The 7,645-nt window shown below is 71.5% G+C and carries 6 protein-coding genes; all 6 read left to right on the forward strand.

Translation table 11 applies throughout. From position 1 onward, the window contains the following. Positions 1-16 precede the first annotated feature (16 nt). Positions 17-1,267, forward strand: coding sequence for a 1-deoxy-D-xylulose-5-phosphate reductoisomerase (gene dxr / locus AB0447_RS20435; protein WP_366478091.1), 1,251 nt, complete (start codon positions 17-19; stop codon positions 1,265-1,267). Continuing rightward, on the forward strand, positions 1,264-2,565 hold the full coding sequence (locus AB0447_RS20440; RefSeq protein ID WP_366478092.1) for a site-2 protease family protein: 1,302 nt from the start codon (positions 1,264-1,266) through the stop codon (positions 2,563-2,565). Before dxr ends, AB0447_RS20440 begins: the two co-directional genes overlap by 4 nt. Before the next feature lie 175 nt (positions 2,566-2,740). Continuing rightward, the gene (ispG, locus tag AB0447_RS20445; protein ID WP_366478093.1) at positions 2,741-3,898 is read left to right on the forward strand and encodes a flavodoxin-dependent (E)-4-hydroxy-3-methylbut-2-enyl-diphosphate synthase; all 1,158 of its coding nucleotides are present in this window, start codon (positions 2,741-2,743) and stop codon (positions 3,896-3,898) included. Positions 3,899-4,078: 180 nt separating this feature from the next. After that, the gene (locus tag AB0447_RS20450; protein ID WP_366478094.1) at positions 4,079-4,924 is read left to right on the forward strand and encodes a GNAT family N-acetyltransferase; all 846 of its coding nucleotides are present in this window, start codon (positions 4,079-4,081) and stop codon (positions 4,922-4,924) included. A gap of 72 nt (positions 4,925-4,996) precedes the next feature. Further along, positions 4,997-5,545: a GNAT family N-acetyltransferase gene (locus AB0447_RS20455; RefSeq protein ID WP_366478095.1), complete on the forward strand. Its 549-nt coding sequence runs from the start codon at positions 4,997-4,999 to the stop codon at positions 5,543-5,545. A 63-nt stretch (positions 5,546-5,608) separates the two neighbouring features. After that, positions 5,609-7,318 (forward strand): proline--tRNA ligase, encoded by a 1,710-nt coding sequence (locus AB0447_RS20460; protein ID WP_366478096.1) that lies wholly within the window; start codon positions 5,609-5,611, stop codon positions 7,316-7,318. The last annotated feature ends 327 nt before the right edge of the window (positions 7,319-7,645 follow it).

Below are 7,645 nucleotides of genomic sequence, written 5' to 3' on the forward strand. Positions count from 1 at the left end.
CGGCAACAATGGGGGGATGAGCGACAGCCCAGCCCCCCTCGCCGATCCGCACCTCCTCTTCGACGCCGCGGCCGGCCGCAGGGACATCGTCATCCTCGGGTCCACCGGATCCATCGGGACGCAGGCCATCGACCTCGTGCTGCGCAACCCCGGCCTGTTCAAGGTGACCGCGCTGTCCGCCGCCGGCGGGCGGGTCGGGCTCCTCGCCGAGCAGGCCCGGCAGCTGCGGGTGGAGAAGGTCGCGGTGGCCCGCGAGGACGTCGTACCGGCCCTGAAAGAGGCGCTGAGCGCCGAGTACGGTGCCGAGCCGCAGCCGGAGATCCTCGCCGGGCCGGACGCGGCCACCGAGGTCGCCGCCTCCCCGTGCCACACCGTCCTCAACGGCATCACCGGCTCCATCGGCCTGGCGCCGACGCTGGCCGCCCTGGAGGCCGGCCGGACCCTGGCCCTCGCCAACAAGGAGTCGCTGATCGTCGGCGGCCCCCTGGTGAAGAACCTGGCGAAGCCCGGCCAGATCATCCCGGTGGACTCCGAGCACGCGGCCCTGTTCCAGGCGCTCGCCGCCGGCACCCGGGCCGACGTCCGCAAGCTCGTGGTCACCGCCTCCGGCGGGCCCTTCCGCGGCCGCACCCGCGACGAGCTCGCGCAGGTCACCGTCGAGGACGCCCTGGCGCACCCCACCTGGGCGATGGGCCCGGTGATCACGGTCAACAGCGCCACCCTGGTCAACAAGGGCCTGGAGGTCATCGAGGCGCACCTGCTCTACGACATCCCCTTCGACCGCATCGAGGTCGTCGTCCACCCCCAGTCCTACGTCCACTCGATGGTGGAATTCAGCGACGGCTCCACCCTCGCCCAGGCCACCCCGCCGGACATGCGCGGGCCCATCGCCATCGGCCTCGGCTGGCCCCACCGCGTCCCGGACGCGGCCCCCGCCTTCGACTGGAGCAAGGCCTCCACCTGGGAGTTCTTCCCGCTGGACACCGAGGCCTTCCCCTCCGTCGGCCTGGCCCGGCACGTGGGCACCGTGGGCGGTACCGCACCCGCCGTGTTCAATGCGGCGAACGAGGAGTGCGTCGAGGCATTTCTGGCCGGTCGGCTGCCGTTCACGGCAATCATGGATACGGTCGCTGCCGTGGTCGATGAGCACGGGACGCCGGCACAGGGAACCTCCCTGACCGTCGCGGACGTCCTCGAAGCGGAGACCTGGGCCAGGGCCCGGGCACGGGAAATGGCGGCGAAGGCCGCCGTGGAGGCGCGCGCATGACAGCTTTCATGACGGTGCTCGGCATAGTCATCTTCGTCGTCGGGCTGCTCGTCTCCATCGCCTGGCACGAGCTCGGCCACCTCTCCACGGCCAAGCTCTTCGGCATCCGCGTGCCGCAGTACATGGTCGGCTTCGGCCCGACCCTCTGGTCGCGGCACAAGGGCGAGACCGAGTACGGGATCAAGGCCATCCCGATGGGCGGCTACATCCGCATGATCGGGATGTTCCCGCCGGGCGAGGACGGCAAGGTCACCGCCCGCTCCACGTCGCCCTTCCGGACGATGATCGAGGACGCGCGCTCGGCCGCGTACGAGGAACTGCAACCCGGCGACGAGAAGCGGCTCTTCTACACGCGCAAGCCGTGGAAGCGCGTGATCGTGATGTTCGCCGGGCCGTTCATGAACCTGGTCCTGGCCGTGGCGATCTTCCTCACCACCCTGATGACCTTCGGCGTGAACACCCAGACCACCGTGGTCGGATCCGTCTCCGACTGCGTGATCCAGCAGAGCGAGAAGCGGGACACCTGCGCCGCGGGCGACCCGGCGGCCCCCGCCAAGGCCGCGGGCCTGGCGCAGGGCGACAAGATCGTCGCCTTCAACGGCCGCCCCGTCGAGGACTGGACCACGCTGCAGAAGGACATCCGCGCCACCGTCGGCCCCGCGACCATCACCGTGGAGCGGGCCGGCCGGCAGCTGGACCTCAAGGCGAACCTCATCGAGAACAAGGTCGCCAAGACCGACGGCAGCGGCCGCTACGTCGAGGGCCAGTACGTCACCGCCGGCTTCCTGGGCTTCGCCCCGGCCGTCGGGTACGTCGAGCAGTCCTTCGGCCAGTCCGTCACCCGCATGGGCGACATGATGCAGGCCGGCGTGCAGTCGCTGGTCGACCTGCCCTCCCGGATCCCGGCCCTGTGGGACGCGGCCTTCAACGGGGGCGAGCGCGAGCAGGACGGCCCGATGGGCATCGTCGGCGCCGCCCGGGTCAGCGGTGAGATCTTCACCCTGGACGTGCCCGCCAAGAACCAGCTGGTGTTCTTCCTGAACCTGCTGGCCGGATTCAACCTGTCGCTGTTCCTCTTCAACATGCTGCCGCTGCTGCCGCTCGACGGCGGGCACATCGCCGGCGCCCTGTGGGAGTCGGTCCGGCGGACCGTGGCGCGGGTGTTCCGGCGGCCCGACCCGGGTCCGTTCGACGTGGCCAAACTGATGCCCGTCGCCTACGTGGTGGCCGGGGTCTTCGTCTGCTTCACCCTGCTGGTGATGATCGCGGACGTGGTGAACCCCATCAAGATCACCTGAGCGGAGCGCCTCCTGCCGCGCGCATCGGGGAGCCGGACACGATACGTGTCCGGCTCCCTACGTTCGGGTGGCGCAGGGCGCCTGATGCGCGTGGGCCGCGCGGCTTGGCGTAATCTCGAAGGCTGGAGCCCGCCGATATCGGGACCTTGATCCACACCTTGGGGTTGCACAGCAGATGACTGCTATCTCTCTCGGAATGCCGTCCGTGCCGACGAAGCTGGCCGACCGACGGGTCAGCCGCAAGATCCAGGTCGGTTCCGTGGCCGTCGGCGGCGACGCACCCGTCTCGGTGCAGTCGATGACGACGACCCGCACTTCCGACATCGGCGCCACGCTGCAGCAGATCGCCGAGCTGACCGCCTCCGGCTGCCAGATCGTCCGGGTGGCCTGCCCCACCCAGGACGACGCCGACGCCCTCTCCGTCATCGCCAAGAAGTCGCAGATCCCGGTGATCGCCGACATCCACTTCCAGCCGAAGTACGTCTTCGCCGCCATCGACGCCGGCTGCGCCGCCGTCCGGGTCAACCCGGGCAACATCAAGCAGTTCGACGACAAGGTCAAGGAGATCGCGCGCGCCGCCAAGGACGCGGGCACCCCGATCCGGATCGGCGTCAACGCGGGCTCCCTCGACGCCCGCCTGCTGAAGAAGTACGGCAAGGCCACCCCGGAGGCGCTGGTCGAGTCCGCGCTGTGGGAAGCCTCCCTCTTCGAGGAGCACGACTTCCGCGACATCAAGATCTCGGTCAAGCACAACGACCCGGTCGTGATGGTCGAGGCGTACCGCCAGCTCGCCGCCCAGTGCGACTACCCGCTGCACCTCGGCGTCACCGAGGCCGGCCCCGCCTTCCAGGGCACCATCAAGTCCGCCGTCGCCTTCGGCGCCCTGCTCTCCCAAGGCATCGGCGACACCATCCGGGTCTCGCTCTCCGCCCCGCCGGCCGAGGAGATCAAGGTCGGCATCCAGATCCTGGAGTCGCTGAACCTGCGCCAGCGCCGCCTGGAGATCGTCTCCTGCCCGTCCTGCGGCCGCGCCCAGGTGGACGTCTACAAGCTCGCCGAAGAGGTCACCGCCGGGCTGGAGGGCATGGAGGTCCCGCTGCGCGTCGCCGTCATGGGCTGCGTGGTCAACGGACCCGGCGAGGCCCGCGAGGCCGACCTGGGCGTCGCCTCCGGCAACGGCAAGGGCCAGATCTTCGTCAAGGGCGAGGTCATCAAGACCGTCCCCGAGTCGAAGATCGTGGAGACGCTGATCGAAGAGGCAATGAAGATCGCCGAGCAGATGGAGAAGGACGGTATCCCCTCCGGCGAGCCGTCCGTGGCCATCGGCGTCTGACGCCGGAACCGCCCGCCCCGTAGCCCCGGCCCCGGCCTGCGCAGCAGCGCAGGCCGGGGCCGCGCCGTTGCCCTGCTGCGCCCTGCTGCGCCCTGCTCGCAGCCTGTGCGAACCGAGCCCGGACATCCGAATGCGGGTACAGTGCGGAGATCAGCAGACTTGCATGGTGAGGCCCCCGACGTGTTGACGCAGACCACCACCAGGGTCCTCGAGCCCGGCGATCTCGCGCTCGCGCTCGAGGTACTCGATCGCGAACCCGTCGCGAACGCCTTCGTCACCTCCCGGGTGCAGGTCGCCGGACTCGATCCGTGGCGCCTGGGCGGGGAGATGTGGGGCTTCTACGCCGGCGGCGAGCTGCGCTCCCTCTGCTACGCGGGCGCGAACCTGGTCCCCGTCTGCGCCACCCCCGAGGCCGTACGGGCATTCGCCGACCGGGCCCGCCGTACCGGCCGCCGCTGCTCCTCCATCGTCGGCCCGGCCGACCCGACGGGGCAGCTGTGGCGGCTGCTGGAGCCGCACTGGGGGCCCGCCCGCGACGTCCGCTCCCATCAGCCGCTGATGGTCACCGAACGGCCCTCGACGGAGATCGCGCCGGACCCGCTGGTCCGCCGGATCCGCAAGGACGAGATGGACCTGATCATGCCCGCCTGCGTGGCCATGTTCACCGAGGAGGTCGGCGTCTCCCCGATGGCCGGCGACGGCGGACTGCTGTACCAGGCGCGGGTCGCCGAGCTCGTGTCCTCCGGTCGGTCCTTCGCCCGGGTCGAGGACGGCAAGGTGGTCTTCAAGGCGGAGATCGGCGCGGCGACCGCCCACGCCTGCCAGATCCAAGGGGTGTGGGTGGCCCCCGAGTTCCGCGGCCGGGGGCACTCGGAGACCGGTATGGCCGCGGTCGTGCAGTACGCGCTGCGCGATGTCGCGCCGCTGGTCAGTCTGTACGTCAACGACTTCAACACCGCCGCCAGAGCGGCCTATCGGAGGGTCGGCTTCCGGGAGGTCGGGGCGTTCATGAGCGTCCTGTTCTGACTGCGGCCGGTTCCGGCCCGGCCCTCCCGGGGGCGGCTGTGCCGATCCGCGGACCCGAAGTAAGGTCACCGCATGGTGCCTTCCCCCGCCGGCCTCGAGATCGGCCCCCTGGACCTCGTCGCGCACGTCGACGAGGCGCTGCGGGTCCAAGCCCTCGCGTTCGGACTCAGCGAGGAAGAGATCGGCATCCGGCGCTACATCGTGCAGCGCCACATGGCCTGCCGGGGCGCCCGCGCGCTCGGCGCGTTCACCGAGGACGGGGCGCTCGCCGGATTCGTCTACGGGATGCCCAACGACCGCACCCACTGGTGGTCCACGATCGTCGAGCCCTACCTGCGGGCCGGCGGCCACGAGCACTGGCTCGACGAGTCGTTCGCCATCACCGAGCTCCACGTGCACCCCGGTTTCCAGGGCCACGGCGTCGGCCGCGAGCTGATCACCCGGATCACCGACACGGCGGCCGAGCCCCGGTCCATCCTGTCGGCCATCGACACCGAGTCCCCGGCCCGGGTGCTCTACCGCTCCCTCGGCTACACAGACCTGGCCCGCCACGTCGTCTTCCCCAGCGCCGCCCTGCCGTACGCGGTGATGGGCGCCCCGCTCCCGCTGAAACGCCGCTAGCCCAGGTCCTGCAGGGCCCGAAATCGGTACCGGGCACGCGGCGTGGACGGCTAGCCTCCCGACATGGCGACGCACCACACACAGCAGCAGGTCCAGCGGATGTCCCGGCTCATGGTCAGGACGCTCCGCGAGGACCCGGCCGACGCGGAGACGCTCAGCCACCGGCTCCTGGTCCGCGCGGGATACGTCCGGCGCTCCTCGGCCGGCGTGTGGACCTGGCTGCCGCTCGGCAAGAAGGTCCTCGACAACGTATCCCGCATCGTCCGCGAGGAGATGGACGCGATCGGCGCGCAGGAGGTGCTGCTGCCGGCGCTGTTGCCGCGCGAGCCGTACGAAGTCAGCGGGCGCTGGAGCGAGTACGGCGACCTGCTGTTCCGGCTGAAGGACCGCAAGGGCGCCGACTACCTCCTCGGGCCCACCCACGAGGAGATCTTCACCCTGGTGGTGAAGGACCAGTGCACGTCCTACAAGGACCTGCCGGTGATGCTGTATCAGATCCAGACCAAGTACCGGGACGAGGCCCGCCCGCGCTCCGGGGTGCTGCGCGGCCGCGAGTTCCAGATGAAGGACTCGTACTCCTTCGACGTCACCGACGAGGGACTGGCACAGTCCTACGCCCTGCACCGGGCGGCCTACCAGCGGATCTTCACCCGGCTCGGCCTGGACCACCGGATCGTCTCGGCGGTCTCCGGCGCGATGGGCGGCTCGGCCTCCGAGGAGTTCCTCGCCCCGGCCGCGGCCGGCGAGGACACCTTCGCGGACTGCCCGGCCTGCGGGTTCGCCGCCAACACGGAGGCGGTGACCTTCGCGTCGACGCCCGAGGCGGCCGAACACCCCGCCCTGGAGGAGCTCGACACCCCCGATACGCCGACCATCGAGACGCTGGCCCGGCTGCTCGGCGTACCGGCCTCGGCGACCCTGAAGAACCTGCTGGTCAAGGTGGACGGCGAGATCGTGGCGGTCGGGGTGCCGGGGGACCGTGAGGTGGACCTCGGCAAGCTCGCCGAGCACCTGGCGCCGGCGGTGGTGGAGCTGGTCACCGCGGAGGACTTCACGGACCGGCCCGACCTGGTACGCGGCTACGTCGGCCCGCAGGGCCTGGACAAGGTCCGCTACCTGGCCGACCCGCGGGTCGCACCCGGGACCGCCTGGGTGACGGGCGCCAACCGGGCGGACACGCACGCGCGGAACGTGGTCTGCGGCCGCGACTTCGAGGTCGACCGGTACCTGGACGTGGTCGTCGTCCGGGAGGGCGACCCCTGCCCGGCCTGCGGGGCGGGGCTGCGGCTGGACCGGGCCATCGAGGTCGGCCACATCTTCCAGCTCGGCCGGAAGTACGCCGACGCGTTCGGGCTGGACGTACTGGGCCGGGAGGGCAAGCCGGTCCGGGTCACCATGGGTTCGTACGGGATCGGTGTCTCCCGGGCGGTGGCGGCGCTGGCCGAACAGACGGCCGACGCGAAGGGGTTGTGCTGGCCGGCGGAAGTCGCCCCGGCGGACGTCCACGTCGTCGCGGCGGGCAAGGCGGTGCAGCTGGCGCTGGCGGAGGAGGCGGCGGAGGGGTTGGCCGGGGCGGGGTTGAGGGTGCTGCTGGACGATCGGGTGGGGTTGTCGCCCGGGGTGAAGCTCACGGATGCGGAGCTGATCGGGGTGCCGTGGATCGTGGTGGCGGGGAGGGGGGCGGCCGAGGGCCTGGTCGAACTCCAAAACCGCCACACCGGCACCCGCGAAACCCTCCCCCTCCAAGAGGCCCTCTCCCACCTCTTGCCGTAACCGACCCCTTGCAGGGCCCGCCGGCCGCCCCTGCAGCGCCGGGCCCACCCCAGACCCGGCCGGCCCGCCTGGCCCGGCCCGCCTGGCCCGGCGCGGCCCCGCTAGGCGCGGCGCGGCCCGGCGCGGCCTGGCCCGGCGGGCCTGCGGCTCAGCCCGGCCGAGGCTGCGCCGCGAGGCCCGCTGCGCGGAGCTTTTCCCCCACCCGCCCCTTCCCGAACTGGGGCTCCGCCCCAGACCCCGCGCCTCAAACGCCGGCGGGGCTGGGAAGACCCGGGGCTCAGCCTCGGACCCCGCGCCTCAAACGCCGGCGGGGCTGGGAAGATCCGG

This window comes from Streptomyces sp. NPDC051211, assembly GCF_040689505.1.
Lineage (GTDB): Bacteria > Actinomycetota > Actinomycetes > Streptomycetales > Streptomycetaceae > Streptomyces.

Bases quoted from the DNA above. Each gene is read 5' to 3' on its own strand.
- dxr (WP_366478091.1), top strand. From the start codon at position 17: ATGAGCGACAGCCCAGCCCCCCTCGCCGATCCGCACCTCCTCTTCGAC.
- AB0447_RS20440 (WP_366478092.1), top strand. From the start codon at position 1,264: ATGACAGCTTTCATGACGGTGCTCGGCATAGTCATCTTCGTCGTCGGG.
- ispG (WP_366478093.1), top strand. From the start codon at position 2,741: ATGACTGCTATCTCTCTCGGAATGCCGTCCGTGCCGACGAAGCTGGCC.
- AB0447_RS20455 (WP_366478095.1), top strand. From the start codon at position 4,997: ATGGTGCCTTCCCCCGCCGGCCTCGAGATCGGCCCCCTGGACCTCGTC.
- AB0447_RS20460 (WP_366478096.1), top strand. From the start codon at position 5,609: ATGGCGACGCACCACACACAGCAGCAGGTCCAGCGGATGTCCCGGCTC.